Source organism: Wolbachia endosymbiont (group A) of Portevinia maculata (assembly GCF_964028525.1).
Classification (GTDB): Bacteria; Pseudomonadota; Alphaproteobacteria; order Rickettsiales; family Anaplasmataceae; genus Wolbachia.
In genome coordinates this window covers 1,375,495-1,391,997 of the sequence record NZ_OZ034786.1, presented here as the reverse complement: position 1 = coordinate 1,391,997, position 16,503 = coordinate 1,375,495, and the positions used below count along the sequence as shown (strand labels likewise).

The following is a 16,503-nucleotide window of genomic DNA, read 5'->3' as shown; positions in this document are numbered from 1 at the left end:
ATGACGTAGAATTTTGCTGCAATTGCATGGAAAGTGCCAAGCCATGGTATGTTTGTGCCTGTTAGCTCAAGTACCCTTGATACCATCTCATTTGCTGCTTTGTTTGTGAATGTCACTGCTAATATCTCATCAGAGTAAGCGTGACCGTTCCTAATTATGTGCGCTATTCTTGAAGTGATCGTTCTTGTTTTTCCGGTTCCGGCTCCTGCCAATATTAAAACGGTCCATCTATGTTAGTTACAGCTAATTGTTGTTCTGGATTTAGCAGTGAGAGATAATCGTTCATTTGCAGCTCTATAGATTATAACTTCGTAAAGTTAAACCTATGATCGAAATATTGTAAAGGTTTTATTGAATAGAACAGTTAAAGATGTCCTAGGTGTATGGTCCCACCATACCAATTTATTGTACTAATTCTAGTATAACCTGCCGGGACAATCTATTTCAGTTCCAATACCTTACATTATAAGGATACAAGTCAATAATTGACAATCACTGAGATACAGGCTAAAATGTTTATATGATAATTCTTGTGAGGAGGAAAAATGGATTTTGACAAATATATTAAAGGCAATGCACTTTTTATACATGGATGTGTTGCTGTAGATATAGTGGTTAAAGAGCTAGTAAGGTTTTTACAAAATGAAACACACATTACAGAACTTGGTCTAGAATGGTGTAAAATTGATGATGAAGATGCAAAAGAGTTAGCTAAGCTTACACATCTTACTTCACTTGATTTATCATGAACAACATTAGTGATAAAGGTGCAAAAGCTTTAGCTAGTCTTACCAGTCTGACTAGACTTAACTTATTGAGTAACAATATTAGTGTTGAAGGTGCAAAAGCTTTAGCCAATGGCAAGCTTAAAAATCTCAAGCAGCTTAACTTAGAAAACAACAATATGGTGATGAAGGTGCAAAAGCTTTAGCCAATGGTAAGCTTGAAAATCTCAAGCAGCTTAATTTAAAAAACAACAATATTGGTGATGAAGGTGCAAAAGCTCTAGCTAACGGTAATCTTACAAGTCTTGAATGGCTTAAATTATCATGTAACAAAATTGGTGGTAAAGGTGCAAAAGCTTTAGCTAATGGTAAGCTTGAAAATCTTAAATATCTTGATTTAACGCAAATAATATTGGTGCTTCTGAAGGTGCAAAAGGGTTGGCTGAAGGTAATCTTATCAATCTTGTTCAACTTAATTTAACCCGGAATAAGATTGGTAAAAAGGGCGCAAAAGTTTTAGCCAATGGTAAGTTTGAAAATCTCGAGCAGCTTAACTTAGAAAACAACAATATTGGTGATGAAGGTGCAAAAGCTTTAGCTAATAACAATCTTACAAAGCTTGAATACCTTAGTTTAAAAGACAACTACATTCGTAATGAAGGTGCAAAAGCTTTAGCTAATGGTAACTTTACAAAGCTTCAACATCTTATCTTAACCGAAGGTGTGGTGATGAAGTTAGAAAAGAGCTAGAAGCTAAGCTTACAAATTGTACTGTTGTTGTACATTACCATAATCAAAATCTACCATTCAGTCCTGAAAACAATAGCAAATATTATGCTGGCTACAGTACAGCAATTGGCTTATTTTTAGGTTTGAGCATAGCATATCTTGCAGGAGCTGCTGCTTTAACTCCTGTTGTTGCTGTTGCAGTATTTATTGCAGCCACTGTTGTTGGTGCACTGGTGGGTTATGGTATTGGAAAATTTTGTGAAAAGGTCAGTGAAGAGAAGCAAAATGATCCTGATATGAGTATGTGTACTGCAATTAAGAATGTCCTTATCCCTGAGTGTTTAATCCATAAGGTAGGCATTTAGTATTGACTTTACAACGATAGTCACTTTAAATTAGTAATTGTTGTTGCAGTTAAAGTATCGATGCCTTTTTTCTTTTATTTTTTCGCAATTCTTAGCATTTTATCTGCTGTTTGTGTAATTAGTGTAAGAAATCCTGTGCATGCAGTATTATTTTTAATTTTCACCTTCGTTAATTCTGCAGTTCTTTTTATTCTCCTTGGAGCTGAATTCATTGCTATGATGGTGCTGATAGTATATATCGGTGCGGTTGCAGTGTTATTCCTTTTTGTAGTTATGATGCTCGATATTGACTACATAAGGTTGCGCCAGGGTTTTGCGAAGCATTTCACTCCTGGTGCTATATTATGTGTTGTGTTTTTTCTGATTATCAGTTTTGTAATCCGCAGCTCAACGCTGAATATAAGTAATGTTATAAACTATAATGCCAATAACGTGAAAGCTATCGGTAATTTGCTCTACACTGACTACATGTACGCTTTTCATCTTTCTGGTATTCTGCTGCTTGTTGCAATTGTCGGTGCAATTGCTCTTACTTTGCAGGACAAGAAAAAAGGAGTTAAAAAACAGAATGTATTAAAGCAATTGACACAATCTTCATCTGTAAAATTGGTTAAGGCTAAATTTGGAAAAGGAGTAGAATGGAAATAGGATTAAATCATTTTTTGATAGTTGCTGCTATTTTGTTCACTATTGGGGTGTGCGGTATTTTCATTAACCGTAAGAGCATAATCAATATACTGTTATCAATAGAAATATTATTGCTGGCGATTAACATCAATTTAGTTGCTTTTTCTGCCTTTATGAATGATATAGTTGGGCAAATTTTTGTGATGTTTGTGTTGACTGTTGCGGCAGCAGAGTCAGGAGTTGGGCTTGCAATATTGGTTGTATATTATAGAAGTCGTGGCAATATAGATGTTGAACAAGCGAACTTAATGAAAGAATGAAAGTATGATGGATATACTGAAATTAATAGTATTTTTGCCACTCTTTGGTTCGCTATTTGCAGCACTTTTTAGAAAAAGTCAGTTAGTTACAACGGCAGGGATTGGAATATCTGCAGTTTTATCTTGGTATGTTTTTCTCACCTTCTCTGAAAACTATCATTTAGTTTTATTTCCTTTGTTTTCATTAAGTGTATTAAAAGTAAATTGGGCAATTAGTGTGGATGCTCTCTCATCCTTAATGCTTATTGTTATTACCACCGTTTCACTAGTAGTCCACCTCTATTCTATCGGTTATATGGAGCATGATAAAGGGAAGTCGAGGTTTTTTTCTTACCTATCGCTATTTACGTTTTGCATGATTGTGCTGGTTGTAAGCGATAATTTCGTGCAGCTTTTTTTTGGCTGGGAAGGGGTTGGCCTATGTTCTTATTTACTCATAGGATTTTGGTTCCAAAAATATTCTGCAAATAATGCAGCAATTAAAGCATTTGTTGTAAATAGGGTAGGAGACTTTGCACTATTAATTGGAATCTTTCTTATTTATTATACATTTCACTCTTTGAAATTTACTGAAGTTTTGACACAGCTGATCTTCTTGGCGCACAGAACATTAGGGCATTCTGCTGTGAATTTAAAATAATTCATATAATATGCATATTACTTTTTATTGGCTGTATGGGTAAATCTGCACAGCTTGGTTTACATGTTTGGTTGCCAGATGCAATGGAAGGGCCAACCCCTGTTTCTGCACTCATTCACGCAGCAACGATGGTAACAGCAGGTATATTTTTAGTAGCAAAATGTTCTCCATTGTTTGAGCTATCAAATGTGGCACGAGAATTAATAGTTATTGTTGGGGCACTTACTGCTTTTTTTGCAGCTACGGTTGCGATTACTCAGAACGATATAAAAAAAATAATTGCTTATTCAACCTGCAGCCAACTTGGTTATATGTTCATGGCATGTGGGCTTTCTGCTTACAATGTTGCTATTTTTCATTTAATGACACACGCTTTTTTTAAAGCTCTACTATTTCTTGGTGCTGGCAATGTAATTCATGCAATGCATCATGAGCAAAACATTCAGAAAATGGGAAATTGCTGGAAGAAAATCCCTTGCACTTACACTCTCATGTGGATTGGGTCTCTTGCGCTTTCTGGAATATTTCCATTTGCAGGTTTTTACTCAAAGGATTTGATAATTGAACATGCTTATAGCACGGATAGCTTTGCTTTTGTAATAAGCTTAGTTGTTGCATTCTTCACAGCGTTTTACTCTTGGAGGTTATTGCTTCTTGTGTTCCATAGCCAAAAACAAAGTAAAATTAATATACATGAAGCACCGAAGATTATGCTTATACCATTACTGATACTTGCTTTTGGATCGGTATTTTCTGGAGTGTGGGGAGCAAATATTTTGAACATAACTAGTAATGCGTTTTGGAAATCAAGTTTAATGGTGATTGATGAGCATGGAGTTCATAATTTCTTTATAAAACTACTACCAACCTTGGCAAGCCTAAGTGGAATAGCTCTTGCGTACCTGATTTACCAATATCAAGTAATTAGGCAAATTAAGAGTAAATTTTTACTTAAGTTTTTGCAGAATAAATGGTACTTTGATGAGGTGTATGAGTTTGTTATAATTGCACCGATAAGGTTTATATCTAGGCTTCTATGGAAGTTTGATGTTAAGGCTATTGATTCATTTGGACCAAATGGTGTTGTAAGGTTGGTTAACGAATGTTCAAAAAGTTCTATAAAGTTACAAACTGGTTATATATTTGATTATGCATTTATTATGTTTGTTACTTTAATAATCGGTGCTTTATATATTATTGGAATTAAATAGAAGGTGTTGTTACTTAGTATATTCTTGCTTCCACTGATAGGAGCGTTGATTTTATCCTCGATCAGGATTAATCATCAATCTATACACTTAAGATTCCTTGCCCTATTTTTTGCTGTACTTCCATTTTTGCTTAGCATTGTAGCTTGTATAGAATTTGATTATAACAATGCGGACTTTCAGTTTGTCAGCTATCCAGTAAGAGATATTGGAATAGGGGTGGATGGAATATCGTTGCTTTTCCTTCTACTTACGACCTTCTTGTTTGTTATTTGTATGCTCTATAATTGCAAAATGAGTTATACGACCCTAAAAGCCTATATGGCATTATTTCTACTGCTTGAGAGTTTTGTAGTCGGTTTTTTCGTTTCACTGAATGCTATAAGCTTTTATGTGTTTTTTGAAGCTGTCTTAATACCAATGTTCTTTATTATTGGCATTTGGGGAGGGAAGCAAAGGATATATGCGACGTTTAAGTTATTTCTTTATACATTAACTGGCTCATTATTATTTCTACTTGGGTTGGTATACATCTATAGTGTTTTTGGAACGTTTAGTATACAAAAATTAGCTACATTAGTGCCAAGCCTTGATCTTGAAGTGCAGTCATTGCTGTGGATTGCATTTTTTATTTCTTTTGCAATAAAAGTACCTATGTTTCCATTTCACACTTGGCTTCCTGATGCGCATGTGCAATCACCAACTTCTGGGTCTGTGATTTTAGCTGGCTTGCTTATTAAAATGGGGGGATATGGATTTTTAAGGTTTTCTATTCCAATGCTTCCTCAGGCAAGTTTGTATTTTTCAAATTTCGTTGTTGTGCTGAGCATTATTGCGGTGATATATGCTTCTCTAGTTGCGTTTGCTCAAGATGATATAAAGAAGTTAATAGCTTATTCTTCAATAGCACATATGGGAATCGTTACCGCTGGCCTCTTTTCATTTTGTGAGGAAGGAGTACTGGGTAGCATATTTCAAATGATTAGTCATGGCCTTATTTCTGCTGCTTTATTTTTGTGTGTTGGAATGCTATATACTCGAACTGGAACTTTGGAGATTGCAAAGTACTTTGGCATAGTAAATACAATGCCAAAATTTGGTTTTATGTTCATTTTGTTTTCAATGGCTTCAATAGGGCTACCTGGAACATCTGGGTTCATAGGTGAGTTTTTGGCTATGGTTGGAATGTTTAAGAGCATAGGTTTTTTTACAGGATTTATCGCACTTGGCACTATTTTAAGCGCAGTTTATATGCTGAATTTATGTAAGCAAATAATATGGGGGGTTAGCTATTCTAAATTATTAAATAATCGCTTGGATAGCATAGAATTTTCTGTCTTAATTCTGCTTGCAGTGTTTGTTATTTTGCTTGGATTCTACCCAACCCTTGCACTGAATTATTTGAAGCCATGTATGGCAAATTTGTTAGTCAAATATAATGCGCTATGAATTATATACAGATATTGCCGGAAACGTTCTCTATTATCTCCTCGTTAGTGTTGCTACTGCTTGGAATTATATTTAACCGCCGAACTATCAACTTATTAGCACTTGGCTGCACAGTGGTAACTTTGATTATTTTAATTATTTCGGCAGAAAACAATGAAATTTTTCTCTTTAATTCGTTGTTAAAACTCAATTTATACATCAGGTCAGCCCAAGGGTTAATTCTCAGCACAGGAATTTTAATACTTTTGATGCTGAATTTATCAAAATATGACTATAAATATGAATTTTCAATACTGATTCTTTTTGCGCTATTTGGCATGATAACTTTGGTTTCAGCAAATAGTCTGATTTCTTTTTACTTAGCTTTTGAGTTGATGAGTATATCTTTATATGTTCTTGCGAGCTTTAATAAAGATTCAGCTTATTCATGTGAAGCAGGAGTGAAATATTTTACACTTAGTGCACTATCTTCCTGCATTATGCTATATGGAATGTCGCTGCTTTATGGATATACAGGACAAGTCAATTTCTCTGAGCTATGTTCATTCTTGCAAAACCATCAGATAACTTATGGAATAGTTTTTGGGTTAGTTTTTATCCTTATTGGTTTGTGTTTCAAGCTTGCTATTGCTCCTTTTCATATGTGGGCTCCAGATGTCTATCAAGGTGCACCTACCATAGTAACTGCGTTTTTTTCTACGGCCCCAAAAGCTGCACTTGTAACATTTTTAATTCGATTGATGAATGAAGAGTTAGTAAATGTAAAAAGTTATGTTCAGCCTATTTTCTTATACGTTTCAGCATTGTCTGTGCTTATCTCAGCTTTTGGGGCCTTGCGTCAGCAAAACTTAAAAAGGCTGCTTGCTTACAGTTCAATTGGTCACATTGGTTTTATATTTGCTTCACTTTCTATTTTTACACAAGCAGGAACAGATAGTGCCTTAATGTATTTGGTGATATATATCATCACAAGCATAGGACTATTCTCATATCTCGTACAAATTGACGATGACGATTGTGATATTGCAAATTTATCTGGTATAGGGAAGAAACACCCAATTGTAGCATTTCATCTTTCTGTACTGCTACTCTCGATGTCGGGAATACCTCCACTTGCAGGTTTTATCGCTAAATTTTTTATATTCAAAAGTTTAATAAATTCTGGCTTTATCAGCCTGTCTTTGATCCTTGTAATAGCGAGTGTGATATCATGCTACTATTATTTAAATATCATGAAAGTTATGTATTTTGATAAAGCTAGTGGTAATAAGGTTGCTTATTCTAAGGGTCTATTCATTATCACTTCAGTGGCTTCACTTATCAACCTCGTTCTTTTCTTATACGTTTTACTCACTCATTGAACTAAAGGGCTGACAAGGTGATCCCTAAGGGCTTTCATATTCATCATTACAAAGAAGTTTCAAGCACTAACGAAGAAGCGTTAGATTTAATTGATAAAGGAATATCAAATGAAACTGTCATTATTGCTGATAAACAAACAGAAGGTAGGGGACGCACTGGAAAAAGCTGGATTTCTCCAGAGGGTAATCTCTATGCGAGTTTGATAATTAACCAAGAAACGGATGTCAGCAAATTGACAGAATTGACTTTTGTTACTGCTCTTGCTGTTGGCAACACGTTACTATCATTTATAAGTGACAGTAACGTTCAACATAAATGGCCAAATGACATTCTAATCGATGGCAAGAAAATAAGTGGAATATTGCTTGAAAAAAGATCCAATTCGAATTGGCTCATTATAGGAATTGGAATTAATGTCAATCATGCACCACTTCCAGGAACAACGTGCATTAGCAATTACGGTGAATCTGTGTCTAACATGGATCTGTTAAAGGAATTAATAATAAATTTTAATAAGCTAAGAAAGCAATGGCTATTTGATGGGTTTTATGCTATAAGAGAAATGTGGTTAAAAAAAGCATTCAAAATGAATGAGCAAATCAGTGTAAAGTTAGCTGACAAATTGTATGAAGGAATTTTTGCTGATATAGATAAAAGTGGTAAATTGGTGTTGCAGCAAAAGGATGGAAGCTTAATTTATTTTGATGCAGGTGAGTTATTTATTGATAATGCATTATGAATACATATGTAATTTTTGCTTACCTTATTAGTTTCACGCTGATTGCTGGAGAGCTAATTTTTACCATTTCTTGCTATATTAAAAGTAAAAAAATCTTAGAAAGCCTTAAAAGTAATAATGAAGAAGAAACATAAGCGATTACTTATAACTTCAGGAATTTTCTGCTTTTTAAGTTGTGCAGTTTTTTTTATTTTAACAACGCTCAAAGAAAATATCTCATTTTTCTATACAGTAAGTGAGGCAATAGTTTTACCAAATAATCAAAAGCCAATCCGTGTTGGTGGAATGGTTGTTGAAAATAGTGTGATACGGAGCGAAAGCGAAGTGATTTTTCAAATGACAGATTTTAATAAGAGCGTTATGGTGAAATATCAGGGAATACTTCCACCAATGTTTTCAGAAAAAAGTGGTGTTGTTGTGCAAGGTAAAATGTTTGATAATAGTACTTTTCTTGCAGATACAGTGTTTGCAAAACATGATGAGAACTATATGCCGAAAGTTTTAAAATAGATTCCCTAATTCAGCTGTATTGAAACGATATGTAGAGAGAGTAACAGCCTGCTAGCAAGCTGTTACTTTCCTAACTACTATAATATATCAGAGTGAGTTGGCGCTTCCCATTCATCTATGTTATCACCACCAGTTGTTCCTGTTTTTAATTTTCCAACCTCTTCGTTTAGGTTGTCAAAGTTTTCTTTCAAAAATTTAAGATCCTTCTTATTATCCATAACTAGCTCTTCAACCCTATTTGAATTATCATACAATTCATCCATATAATCTTGATGACCTTTCAACACGTCATTCAATTTAGGAACAAATGTGTCATTTAAATCTTTGACTAGTTTATCTAGAATTTTGTGGACGTAATCGACCGACGCATTCTTTTCTTTATTGCCTTCAAAAGATTTAGGCTTAATTTTGACCTCTATGTCATTTATTATTCTACGATTGGTACCGCTCATTCTGCTTGTTACTCCAAAGTTGCTTTCGCTTTCTTTTACACTGTAATTACTCATATTAACTCCTATAAAAAATTAGAATTTAAAACTAACTAGTTACCTTGAAATGGTATGTGAAAAAAGTAATAGCCCACTGGGCTATTACTTTTTCTTATTTTTGCTAATTATTAGCTATTTTCTATCCTAGTGGATTTAACTCTGGAGAAAAAAAGGTGTTGGGATTTGTTATGTCAGAATCCGTGAATGAATCTACTTCATCTCTCAATTTATCGATTTTCCCAATTAAACCTGAATCTTTATCACCAATTTCCTTCTTTATTGTAGATAAGTGCTGTGTGGTTTGGCTTACTACATTATTGATATGTTTTATTATGGGATTGACTGATTCTACAAATGTGTCAGCTTTTACCATCCCTTTAGTTCCTGTTATCTCTTTTAATGGTGCCTCAATTAACTCCACATTAAATTTTTTATCTTCTGTTGAATTATTCATGTTTATTAACTCCTTAAATAATAATATTAAAAATAATGTTATTCATTATCTTCTGTAATCTGCTAAACAGATATGGAGTAATCCTGAACAGTATAAGCATCATTACTGTTAAGGTAATACTCTTCATTTACTACAGAAGAATGTTGATAGCTAAATTGATTGGGGTTAACTATATCATCACCTTCCAGCAATTCCTTAAGTTCTTCAAGTTTTTCTTTCATTTCCTCTTGTTTCTTGTTTTGTTCATCAAACTTCTCTTTTAATGCATCAATAATAGCTTTAGACTGATCTTGATTGCTGAGATCACCAATCACAGATGTCACTTTCTCATAAGGCAGTTTGTGAATGATGTCTTTAAGCTCTTCTGCGCCTATGTTATCCAAAAGTTCTTTAAACTGCTCATTAGACATATTGCGAGCAAAAGCTTGAAGTTTGTCTGGGTTATCAACTAAAGACTTAATGATAATCTGAATCTTATTAGGATCAGTTAAATCTCGAGCTACTATTGCAAGTTTCTTGTGGTCTAGCTTATTAATTAAATCATGTAATCTATCTCCTTCTAAATTGTGTACTAGGGCTGGAAGTCGATTTTTCAACGTTTCGTCCAAAATAGTGTTTATACTTTTCTCATCTGCATCTTTTATTAGTTCTACAAACTGATCATTGCTTATTGTCTTGATAGCCTCCAGAAACTGATTCATTTTAAGGTGAGGGAAAATTTCTTTTACTTGGTCTAGATTTAAGTCTTTCACTAGGTTTGTAAGCTGATTTTTATCTAAAAGAGGAACAATTATTTGTAACTTTTCTGGATTTAGTTCCTGAGCAAGGGTTTTTAGCTGGTGATTGGTTAGATGATCCACTAAAGCTTGGAGTTGTTCATCCATTAAGTTCTCTGCTAAGACCTGCAACTGGTTTGAATTTAGTTCAGGAATTATTTTTTGCAGCTGCTCATTCGTTAAATTCTGTGCTAAAATCTGGAGTTGATTTGAATTCAGTTCAAAAATTATTTTTTGCAGTTGAATAGGTATATCAAGTAACATATTATTCACTATTTCCTTTATTTCCCCTGCATTACAAGGTGCTACGTTTTTTTTGCAGCGCTGTATTGTAAGGTGAATCGATAATATTTCCTTTTTTATCTGAGAAATAGTATTTACCACTTTCGTCTCGCGTTACGTATTGATACGATACAGCTTGTGCAAGAAAATCCACACTACTGTATCTTTCACTGTTATCTCCTACACTAGTTACTACGTTTACTAGCTGATCATTAAGGTATATAAGAGAATTATTAGTGGCATCTCGGTTATACCAGTTATTAGCGTTCAGACTTTGTCCCGATTCATTAAGACAAGTATACATTCCGTTATGAAATTGACAGAAGTTTACGTTTAGTGTTAGCACCTCTTCACTTTTATCATTCAGCGGTATAAAAGCAAGTTTAGCAATTTTGTATGGTCTACTCACATCAGCATTATCTCTGCCAGAAAAAGAGGTTCCTAAACAAACATTTTTGCCTGGATAGCATGTCATTCCTTCGCTTATCACAAGAGACTTTCCAGGTACCATCTTAAAAACATGCTTTTTTCCACTCATAGGCATTACCAATAAATTAACTGTTAGTATTCTAACATTTATTGATTAATTTATTATTAAATTGGTATATATTAGAATTATAATAACAAACATTACTTGCATAAAGAAAAGTTACAGAAAGAGGGATTTTTTAGGGAACTAGTATAAAATACTAATGGGCTAAAATAAGCTGACTTTATGATATGCTAGAACCTATATTGGTGGAGGCAAGCGGGATCGAACCGCTGACCTTCTGCGTGCAAAACAGATGCTCTACCAGCTGAGCTATGCCCCAATTCTTGCTTAAAGCATAAATCACTCAGGCTGAAATGCAAGAAATATTTATCTGTTATAGCTAAACTGACTTAGATTTACTGACAATTTGAAAAACCGTCATTCCGCTGCGTGTTAGCGGAATCTATCTGCAGCAGTGTGACGTGTTAGCTATAGGCTATTGCTAAGCATTATAATAGTGCACAAATTCTGCAGGGTATATACAGTTTTCTATTTTTCTTATCTCCTTAGCGTTATACTTCACACCATCCAAATAAATCTGTGAACTGAAAATTAACAAGAAGTTTTCCTTTAAAATTTTTTAAATTATCCATAGATTTTTTAACTAAATTATCACTAACGCAGTATATTATATAATTTATTTAACCACACATGAAAATTTTAGTTTGATTAAAACGGATAAAAACTGTATTGATGTTTAGTATAGCTGAAAAATGAAATGATCCCGTAGCTCAGCCGGTAGAGCAACTGACTTTTAATCAGTGAGTCACGCGTTCGAATCGCGTCGGGATCACTCACAAATTTGAAAAACATGCTAAAAGAACAAGACAAAATATTCACCAACCTAAATGGTAAAGAAACTCCACTACTTAAGGGTGCGAAAAAACGTGGTAGCTGGCAAAAAACAAAGGAGTTACTAGATTTAGGATCAGAAAAGATCATTGATGAAGTAAAGAAATCTGGTTTGAGAGGTCGAGGGGGTGCAGGATTTTCCACCGGCCTTAAGTGGAGCTTTATGCCCAAAAATCTCCCAAAAGCATATTTAGTAGTCAATGCAGATGAGTCAGAACCTGGTACATGTAAAGATAGAGATATATTGCGATATGAGCCACATAAGTTACTTGAGGGAATTCTCCTAGCCGGCAAAGCGATCAGCGCATCAGTTGCGTATATTTATATCAGGGGTGAATTTTATAATGAATATTTAGTTCTAAAAAAAGCACTTGAGGAAGCAGCCTATAAAGAAAACTTAATTGGAAAAAATGCCTGCAAATCAGGTTGTATTAATGGTAATCTTGATGTGTTTATCCATAGGGGTGCAGGAGCTTACATATGTTGGGAAGAAACAGCTCAACTCGAATCAATTGAAGGAAAAAAGGGCTTTCCTCGCATGAAACCTCCATTTCCGCAGGTGTTGGACTTTTTGGCTGTCCAACCACAATAAACAACGTTGAAACTATAGCCATGGTTCCAGATATTCTAAATCGCGGAGGAGAATGGTTTGCATCTCTTGGTAAACCAAATAATACTGGTACTAAGATTTTTTGTATTTCAGGACATGTAAACAACCCGTGTAATGTTGAAGAAGAGCTCGGAATTCCACTACGTGAATTGATTGAAAAATACGCAGGTGGAGTGCGAGGGGGGTTGGGATAATTTACTTGCTGTAATACCTGGTGGGTCTTCAGTGCCATTAATTCCAAAATCTATATGCGATACTATTGAAATGGATTTTGATTCATTAAGAACCGCACAATCAGGGCTTGGTACTGCTGCTGTAATAGTGATGGATAAATCAACTGATATAATAGCTGCAATAGAGAGGTTATCACACTTTTACATGCATGAGTCCTGTGGACAATGCCACACCATGCCGTGAAGGTACTGGATGGATGTGGAGGATTATGAAGAGGATGGTGGCAGGAGATATTAAGCCTGATGAAATAGATAAGCTGCTTGACCTTACAACTCAAATAGAAGGACATACAATTTGCGCGCTTGGTGATGCTGCAGCTTGGCCGATTCAAGGATTAATAAGACATTTTCGCCATGTTATCAAAGAGAGAGCGATAATTTAACTCTACTTATACTTCTTAAGCCGTTTTGCTACTTAGCAACCAAAGTTAAAAAATATTGATTTCCTTCTCTTTTAGGTGCTAATTCTACCTTTGCAATATCTTCAGTGTCTCTAATTAGCCGTTCTAATTTTTCCAGTCCAACTTCAGTGTTTATAAGCTCTCTCCCTCTAAATCTCATTGTAACTTTAATTTTATGTCCATGCACAAGAAAATCCATTGTTTGACGCAATTTTGTTTCGTAGTCGTGATCACCAATATTGGGACCCAGTTTAACTTCTTTTATAGTTAATGCTTTTTGTTTCTTTTTTGCTTCACTTGCCTTCTTTTTTGCATCATATTTTTGTCTGCTGTAATCCAGAACTTTACATACTGGAGGAGTTGAATCAGGTGCAATTTCCACCAAGTCTAAACCGACATTCTGAGCAGATGCCAAAGCTTGTTCTATTGGCACAATTCCGACCATTTCACCACTGTGATCAACTAAGCGTACCTCCTTAGCTGTGATGAGTTTCATTAATTCTATTTTTATTGTTCTTTTTTATTTGCAAACTTTAACTCCCTTAATTCAAATTAACACTTTTTAACAGCGATTCAGTAGCCTTTTCCAAAGAAAAAGACTCCTGTCTTTCTGATCCTAAATTTCTCACTGACACAGTTTTACTTGTAACTTCATTTTTGCCTATAATCCATAATATAGGAACCTTGTTTGAACTATGCAAACGTATCTTATAACTAATTTTTTCATTGGTCAAATCAGTCTTGACTCTCACACCTTGTTCTTTTAAAATATTGCTAATTTCTGTGGCGTAACCGTCAGCTTCATTTGTAATGGTCAGAATAGCAAGTTGCGTTGGAGCAAGCCAAACTGGAAATTTTCCTGCATAATTTTCTATCAAAATTCCGATAAAACGCTCAAAAGTCCCAAGAATTGCCCTATGTAACATGACAGGGTGATGCTTGTGCCCATCTGCCCCTATATAAAAAGCTCCCAGACGTTCTGGTAAAATGAAATCAACTTGTAATGTTCCACATTGCCAATTTCTGCCTATTGCGTCTTTCAAAACGAACTCTAACTTTGGACCATAAAATGCACCTTCACCAGGGCTCAGTTCATAACTCAAGCCCGCTTCTTTAACGGCTTCAAGCAGCACTTTTTCAGCTCTATCCCACACTTCATCATTACCGGCTCTAATATCTGGACGGTCTGAAAATTTCACAGAAATTTCATTGAATCCAAGCTCTGAATATACTTCTTTTAAAAGGTCACAAAACTTTACAGTTTCAGAATTTACTTGTTCTTCCATACAAAAAATGTGTGCATCGTCTTGCGTAAAACCACGCACTCGCATCAGTCCGTGCAATGAGCCTGAGCTTTCATTTCTATGGCATGTACCAAACTCTGCCATACGTATTGGTAGATCACGATAGCTTCTCGTGTGAGAATTAAAAATCTGCACATGACAAGGACAATTCATAGGTTTTATTGCTAGCTTTTTGCTTTCAGATTCATCAACAATGAACATATTTTCACGAAATTTATCCCAATGTCCCGACTTTTCCCACAGTTCTTTACTTACCAAAATAGGAGTTTTTACTTCAAAATAGCCATTATTTATCAATTTCTTTCTTATATAAGACTCAAGAACATTATATAGAGTATATCCTTGTTCATGCCAAAAAACCTGCCCGACAGCTTCCTCTTGGATGTGAAATAAATCCATATCCTTAGCAATTTTGCGGTGATCACGTTTTTCTGCTTCTTTGAGACACTCAAGGTAAGCGTTTAATTCATCCTTATTTCTCCATGCGGTGCCATATATTCGCTGTAACATTGGACCCTTAGAATCACCACGCCAGTATGCTCCTGCAACTTTCATAAGCTTAAACGCTTTGACTCTGCCAGTTGAAGGAGAATGTGGACCGCGGCATAAGTCAACAAAATCGCCTTGTCTATAAACAGTTAGGTTTTCACTCTCTGGTATAGAGGATATAATTTCAACCTTATATTTTTCGCCTATACCACTAAAGAAATCAACTGCCTGCTTGCGAGTCCAAACCTCTCGAACAAATCTGTGATTACTTTTTACAATCTCTTTCATTTTCTTTTCTATTGCAGCAAGATCATCCGTAGTGAAGGTACGATCTGTAGCAAAATCATAGTAAAAACCGTCCTGAATTGTTGGGCCAATAGTAATCTGAGTATTAGGAAATAGCTCTTTCACTGCCTGCGCCATTATATGAGCAGCATCGTGCCTTATTATGTCCAAACCCACTTCGTCACTCAGTTGTATCACCTCTATCTCTGTATCAGATTCAATTTCACGTGAGAGATCATACAACTCACCGTTTACTTTCAATGCAACTGCTTCTTTCAAAGCATCCAGTTGTAATATATCAAAGCCAGTGACTTTATCGTCATATTCTTCTATTCTTTTTTCAGCTGGAAAAGTAATTTTAATCATTTATCGACCCTTTTGTCTAACCCTCTCTTTGTCATCCCAGTGCGTGACACTGGGATCCATCTTATTTTTATAATGGAAATTAGTTTAACGTATGCTCCTAAAATCTGTTGTCCATTGCACAATTTACAAATATTTTTATACCTGGATCCCAGTGTCACGCACTGGGATGACAAAAAAAGGAACACTGAAATGACAGAAAAACAGCACCTGGGTAACAGAGGAATGATTTGAAAGCTATAAATTTTTAACATCAGTAGTACGGTCTATTCTTTTTTAACCTGAGTGCAATTGCGTCTTCCCAAACTTCACCATTACGCAATAACTTTTCTTTATTGTACATTAGCTCCTCTCTTGTTTCAGTAGCAAATTCAAAGTTAGGACCCTCCACAATTGCATCAACTGGACATGCCTCTTGGCAAAGTCCGCAGTATATGCATTTTGTCATATCAATATCATAGCGCGTGGTGCGACGACTACCGTCTTCTCTTTCCTCTGCTTCAATAACTATTGCTTGAGCAGGGCAGATAACTTCGCATAATTTACAAGCTATGCATCGTTCTTCACCGTTTGGATACCTACGCAACGCATGCTCACCACGAAACCTTGGACTTAAAGGGCCCTTCTCCATAGGATACCTCAAAGTAACCTTTGGCTTAAACATATATTTTAATGTAATAACAAACCCTTTAATTAACTCTACAAAAGACCAATACCAAGCTAATTTCTTGAGCATAAAATATTTAAAACCTATGTTGAT

General features: G+C 35.1%; 18 protein-coding genes, 1 tRNA gene and 4 pseudogenes. 14 read left to right on the top strand and 9 right to left on the bottom strand.

From position 1 onward, the window contains the following. Positions 1–286, bottom strand: a pseudogene (locus ABWU36_RS06790) (UvrD-helicase domain-containing protein); the annotation flags it as partial. A 259-nt stretch (positions 287–545) separates the two neighbouring features. Between ABWU36_RS06790 and ABWU36_RS06785 the strand changes: the two are divergent. The 12 genes and pseudogenes from ABWU36_RS06785 to ccmE all read left to right on the top strand — a co-directional run bounded on the left by ABWU36_RS06785 (position 546) and on the right by ccmE (position 8,674). Then, complete coding sequence (locus tag ABWU36_RS06785) at positions 546–749, top strand: hypothetical protein (RefSeq protein ID WP_353273204.1); 204 nt, start codon at positions 546–548, stop codon at positions 747–749. Further along, positions 746–931, top strand: a complete 186-nt coding sequence (locus ABWU36_RS06780; protein ID WP_353273203.1) for a hypothetical protein — start codon at positions 746–748, stop codon at positions 929–931. The genes ABWU36_RS06785 and ABWU36_RS06780 overlap by 4 nt, the downstream gene beginning before the upstream one ends. 50 nt (positions 932–981) lie before the next feature. Continuing rightward, positions 982–1,206 carry a hypothetical protein gene (locus ABWU36_RS06775; RefSeq protein WP_353273229.1) on the top strand — a complete coding sequence of 75 codons (225 nt, stop codon included), beginning with the start codon at positions 982–984 and terminating at the stop codon, positions 1,204–1,206. After that, entirely contained in the window at positions 1,164–1,475 is a 312-nt protein-coding gene (locus tag ABWU36_RS06770) for a hypothetical protein (protein ID WP_353273202.1), read from the top strand. The genes ABWU36_RS06775 and ABWU36_RS06770 overlap by 43 nt, the downstream gene beginning before the upstream one ends. Positions 1,476–1,597: 122 nt before the next feature. Beyond that, positions 1,598–1,819, top strand: coding sequence for a hypothetical protein (locus ABWU36_RS06765; RefSeq protein WP_353273201.1), 222 nt, complete (start codon positions 1,598–1,600; stop codon positions 1,817–1,819). A gap of 60 nt (positions 1,820–1,879) precedes the next feature. Further along, positions 1,880–2,467, top strand: a complete 588-nt coding sequence (locus ABWU36_RS06760; RefSeq protein ID WP_253309432.1) for an NADH-quinone oxidoreductase subunit J — start codon at positions 1,880–1,882, stop codon at positions 2,465–2,467. After that, positions 2,458–2,766, top strand: coding sequence for an NADH-quinone oxidoreductase subunit NuoK (gene nuoK, locus ABWU36_RS06755; protein ID WP_019236815.1), 309 nt, complete (start codon positions 2,458–2,460; stop codon positions 2,764–2,766). The genes ABWU36_RS06760 and nuoK overlap by 10 nt, the downstream gene beginning before the upstream one ends. A gap of 4 nt (positions 2,767–2,770) precedes the next feature. Further along, positions 2,771–4,617: pseudogene (gene nuoL / locus ABWU36_RS06750) on the top strand (NADH-quinone oxidoreductase subunit L). A gap of 3 nt (positions 4,618–4,620) precedes the next feature. Further along, the gene (locus ABWU36_RS06745; protein WP_253309434.1) at positions 4,621–6,063 is read left to right on the top strand and encodes a NuoM family protein; all 1,443 of its coding nucleotides are present in this window, start codon (positions 4,621–4,623) and stop codon (positions 6,061–6,063) included. Then, positions 6,060–7,424 (top strand): NADH-quinone oxidoreductase subunit N, encoded by a 1,365-nt coding sequence (locus tag ABWU36_RS06740; protein ID WP_265045032.1) that lies wholly within the window; start codon positions 6,060–6,062, stop codon positions 7,422–7,424. The genes ABWU36_RS06745 and ABWU36_RS06740 overlap by 4 nt, the downstream gene beginning before the upstream one ends. 17 nt (positions 7,425–7,441) lie before the next feature. Then, the gene (locus ABWU36_RS06735) at positions 7,442–8,164 is read left to right on the top strand and encodes a biotin--[acetyl-CoA-carboxylase] ligase (RefSeq protein WP_253309436.1); all 723 of its coding nucleotides are present in this window, start codon (positions 7,442–7,444) and stop codon (positions 8,162–8,164) included. Positions 8,165–8,281: 117 nt separating this feature from the next. Beyond that, entirely contained in the window at positions 8,282–8,674 is a 393-nt protein-coding gene (gene ccmE, locus ABWU36_RS06730; RefSeq protein ID WP_253309438.1) for a cytochrome c maturation protein CcmE, read from the top strand. Between the two features lie 77 nt (positions 8,675–8,751). On the opposite strand, the gene ABWU36_RS06725 is transcribed toward ccmE, so the two are convergent. From ABWU36_RS06725 to ABWU36_RS06710, 4 genes are all read right to left on the bottom strand, one after another. Then, positions 8,752–9,180 (bottom strand): hypothetical protein, encoded by a 429-nt coding sequence (locus ABWU36_RS06725; RefSeq protein WP_253309439.1) that lies wholly within the window; start codon positions 9,178–9,180, stop codon positions 8,752–8,754. 121 nt (positions 9,181–9,301) lie between these two features. After that, positions 9,302–9,616 (bottom strand): hypothetical protein, encoded by a 315-nt coding sequence (locus ABWU36_RS06720; RefSeq protein ID WP_253309440.1) that lies wholly within the window; start codon positions 9,614–9,616, stop codon positions 9,302–9,304. Between the two features lie 62 nt (positions 9,617–9,678). Further along, entirely contained in the window at positions 9,679–10,656 is a 978-nt protein-coding gene (locus tag ABWU36_RS06715; RefSeq protein ID WP_353273200.1) for a hypothetical protein, read from the bottom strand. Between the two features lie 31 nt (positions 10,657–10,687). Further along, on the bottom strand, positions 10,688–11,212 hold the full coding sequence (locus ABWU36_RS06710) for a hypothetical protein (RefSeq protein WP_353273199.1): 525 nt from the start codon (positions 11,210–11,212) through the stop codon (positions 10,688–10,690). Between the two features lie 714 nt (positions 11,213–11,926). On the opposite strand from ABWU36_RS06710, the gene ABWU36_RS06705 reads away from it, so the two are divergent. Beyond that, positions 11,927–11,999 (top strand) — tRNA-Lys (locus tag ABWU36_RS06705). Positions 12,000–12,017: 18 nt separating this feature from the next. After that, positions 12,018–13,284: pseudogene (gene nuoF / locus ABWU36_RS06700) on the top strand (NADH-quinone oxidoreductase subunit NuoF). 28 nt (positions 13,285–13,312) lie between these two features. Here the strand turns inward: nuoF and infC are convergent. The 4 genes and pseudogenes from infC to nuoI all read right to left on the bottom strand — a co-directional run bounded on the left by infC (position 13,313) and on the right by nuoI (position 16,479). Next, positions 13,313–13,832: pseudogene (gene infC, locus ABWU36_RS06695) on the bottom strand (translation initiation factor IF-3). A gap of 12 nt (positions 13,833–13,844) precedes the next feature. Continuing rightward, the gene (gene thrS / locus ABWU36_RS06690) at positions 13,845–15,746 is read right to left on the bottom strand and encodes a threonine--tRNA ligase (protein ID WP_353273198.1); all 1,902 of its coding nucleotides are present in this window, start codon (positions 15,744–15,746) and stop codon (positions 13,845–13,847) included. Further along, the gene (locus ABWU36_RS06685; RefSeq protein WP_353273197.1) at positions 15,743–15,997 is read right to left on the bottom strand and encodes a hypothetical protein; all 255 of its coding nucleotides are present in this window, start codon (positions 15,995–15,997) and stop codon (positions 15,743–15,745) included. The genes thrS and ABWU36_RS06685 overlap by 4 nt, the downstream gene beginning before the upstream one ends. Then, the gene (gene nuoI, locus ABWU36_RS06680; protein ID WP_038199316.1) at positions 15,997–16,479 is read right to left on the bottom strand and encodes an NADH-quinone oxidoreductase subunit NuoI; all 483 of its coding nucleotides are present in this window, start codon (positions 16,477–16,479) and stop codon (positions 15,997–15,999) included. The genes ABWU36_RS06685 and nuoI overlap by 1 nt, the downstream gene beginning before the upstream one ends. Positions 16,480–16,503 lie beyond the last annotated feature (24 nt).

Coding starts and splice junctions, on each gene's coding strand:
- ABWU36_RS06785 (WP_353273204.1), top strand. CDS start 546: ATGGATTTTGACAAATATATTAAAGGCAATGCACTTTTTATACATGGA.
- ABWU36_RS06780 (WP_353273203.1), top strand. CDS start 746: ATGAACAACATTAGTGATAAAGGTGCAAAAGCTTTAGCTAGTCTTACC.
- ABWU36_RS06760 (WP_253309432.1), top strand. CDS start 1,880: ATGCCTTTTTTCTTTTATTTTTTCGCAATTCTTAGCATTTTATCTGCT.
- nuoK (WP_019236815.1), top strand. CDS start 2,458: ATGGAAATAGGATTAAATCATTTTTTGATAGTTGCTGCTATTTTGTTC.
- ABWU36_RS06740 (WP_265045032.1), top strand. CDS start 6,060: ATGAATTATATACAGATATTGCCGGAAACGTTCTCTATTATCTCCTCG.
- ccmE (WP_253309438.1), top strand. CDS start 8,282: ATGAAGAAGAAACATAAGCGATTACTTATAACTTCAGGAATTTTCTGC.
- ABWU36_RS06725 (WP_253309439.1), bottom strand. CDS start 9,180: ATGAGTAATTACAGTGTAAAAGAAAGCGAAAGCAACTTTGGAGTAACA.
- ABWU36_RS06720 (WP_253309440.1), bottom strand. CDS start 9,616: ATGAATAATTCAACAGAAGATAAAAAATTTAATGTGGAGTTAATTGAG.
- ABWU36_RS06715 (WP_353273200.1), bottom strand. CDS start 10,656: ATGTTACTTGATATACCTATTCAACTGCAAAAAATAATTTTTGAACTG.
- ABWU36_RS06710 (WP_353273199.1), bottom strand. CDS start 11,212: ATGAGTGGAAAAAAGCATGTTTTTAAGATGGTACCTGGAAAGTCTCTT.
- thrS (WP_353273198.1), bottom strand. CDS start 15,746: ATGATTAAAATTACTTTTCCAGCTGAAAAAAGAATAGAAGAATATGAC.
- ABWU36_RS06685 (WP_353273197.1), bottom strand. CDS start 15,997: ATGTTAAAAATTTATAGCTTTCAAATCATTCCTCTGTTACCCAGGTGC.
- nuoI (WP_038199316.1), bottom strand. CDS start 16,479: ATGCTCAAGAAATTAGCTTGGTATTGGTCTTTTGTAGAGTTAATTAAA.